This is a genomic window from Devosia insulae DS-56 (assembly GCF_000970465.2).
Taxonomy (GTDB): domain Bacteria; phylum Pseudomonadota; class Alphaproteobacteria; order Rhizobiales; family Devosiaceae; genus Devosia_A; species Devosia_A insulae.
The window spans coordinates 1-1,832 of the sequence record NZ_LAJE02000320.1; the positions used below are offsets into that span (position 1 = coordinate 1).

Annotated in this window: 2 protein-coding genes; one reads left to right on the forward strand and one right to left on the reverse strand. The window is 62.7% G+C overall.

All coding sequences use genetic code 11. The features are described 5' to 3' along the window. Positions 1–59: 59 nt before the first annotated feature. Positions 60–1,049, reverse strand: coding sequence for a potassium channel beta subunit family protein (locus VW23_RS21495; protein WP_069911546.1), 990 nt, complete (start codon positions 1,047–1,049; stop codon positions 60–62). Between the two features lie 516 nt (positions 1,050–1,565). Here VW23_RS21495 and VW23_RS21500 point away from each other — a divergent pair. Beyond that, the coding region (locus VW23_RS21500; protein ID WP_141728433.1) for an MFS transporter at positions 1,566–1,832 on the forward strand (267 nt) is incomplete at its 3' end.

Below are 1,832 nucleotides of genomic sequence, written 5' to 3' on the forward strand. Positions count from 1 at the left end.
GGGACAGGGTGGGGGGTATCTTCCCGCACCGGCCTATCAGCCGTACGGCAGGCCGCCCCTCAGTACCGCCGCGGTGCTTCCGGCGTGTTGCCCATGATCGCTTCGATCTTCGCCAGCACCTCCGGGGTCATCTTCGACTTCGAGTCGAGCGCCTTGAGGTTGTCCTTGAGCTGGCTGAGTTTCGAGGCGCCGAGGATCACCGTCGAGACATTGGGGTTGGCGTTGCACCAGAGCAGCGCCAGGTGGTGGATGGGGAGGCCCAGCTCGTCGGCGAGCTTGGCCAACTGCTTCACCTTCGCCAGTTCGTCGCGACCCTTGTCGCTGTCGAGCCGCGCCTTCAGCCACTCATAGCCGGGGAGGTTCATCCGGCTGTCGGCCGGGACGCCGTCATTGTACTTGCCGGTGAGGATCCCCGAGGCAAGCGGCGACCAGATCGTCGTTCCCAGCCCGAACAGGCTGTAGAGCGGCAGGAACTCGGCCTCGACCTTCTCGCGGCGGAACAGGTTGTATTCCGGCTGTTCCATCGTCGGCGGCGTCAGATGTTCCTGGCGGGCGACGGCGTAAGCTTCGGTGAGCTGCTGCGCCGACCATTCCGAGGTGCCCCAGTACAGTACCTTGCCCTGGGTAATGAGGTTGTGCATCGCCCGCACCGTCTCTTCGATCGGCGTATCGATATCCGGGCGGTGGCAGAAATAGAGGTCGAGATAATCGACCTGCAGGCGCTTCAGCGCCGCGTGCGCGGCGTCGGTGACGTGCTTGGCGCTGAGGCCTTTCTGCGTCGGCTTCGAGCCGCCCCAGAACACTTTCGACGACACCGCATAGCTGTCGCGGCTCCAGCTCAGCGCCTTCAGCGCCTCGCCCATGACGATCTCGGCATTACCCTGCTCGTAGCCTTCGGCATTATCGAAAAAGTTGATGCCATTGTCGTAGGCGTAACCCATGATCGAAGCGGCGGCGTCTTCGCCGACCTGCTTGCCGAAGGTCACCCAGGCGCCAAAAGAAAATTCACTGACCCGCAGGCCAGCCTTGCCGAGGCGGCGGTATTCCATGTGTCGATGTCCGTGGTTGGGGAGTCGGGGAAGGAGGCCGGCAAACTATCGTCGCTTGCCGATGGATACAACCGGGACGTGACGGTTTATTGATAATCGGCGTCGCGCCACAGCCAAACCTCCTGCCGTTCCCACCGGCGTCATCCCCACGAAGGGGCATAGGCGCTAAGTTAGGGACTTGGGTTGCCCTGATGCACGCCGCCTCAGCCGGCATGGGGTGTCGGTGGGTCTGCGAACGAGGCTCTGAAAGTCCCCCAAACTCGGTGTCATCCCACACGAAAGCGGGGACCTCCGTTTGCGATCGTGCAAAGGCCAAGAAAACAGAGGTTCCCGCTTTCGCGGGAATGACCCGGTGGGTGGGGCACCCCAACTTAGCGCGTTTGTGCGAAGGCGGGGACCCAGTGCGATCCCCTCAACCTCCATCTGCGCTGCTGCATCCCACCAGCCATCACTAAAGCGTTGACTTAAGCATTGAGCTCGATTACTTAAGCCACATCTTAAGTGAAAGGAGCCGCCATGTCAGCCCCGACCTCCCGCGCCACGGCCCGCGAATGGACCGGTCTTGCCGTCCTCGCCCTGCCGACGCTGCTGATTTCCATCGACGTCTCGGTCATTCTGCTCGCCCTCCCCCGGATCAGCGAAACGCTCGGCGCCGACAGCGCCCAGCAGCTTTGGATCATGGATATCTACGGCTTCCTGCTCGCCGGCTTTCTCATCACCATGGGGACCATCGGCGATCGCATCGGCCGGCGAAAACTGCTGATGATCGGCGGCGCCGCCTTC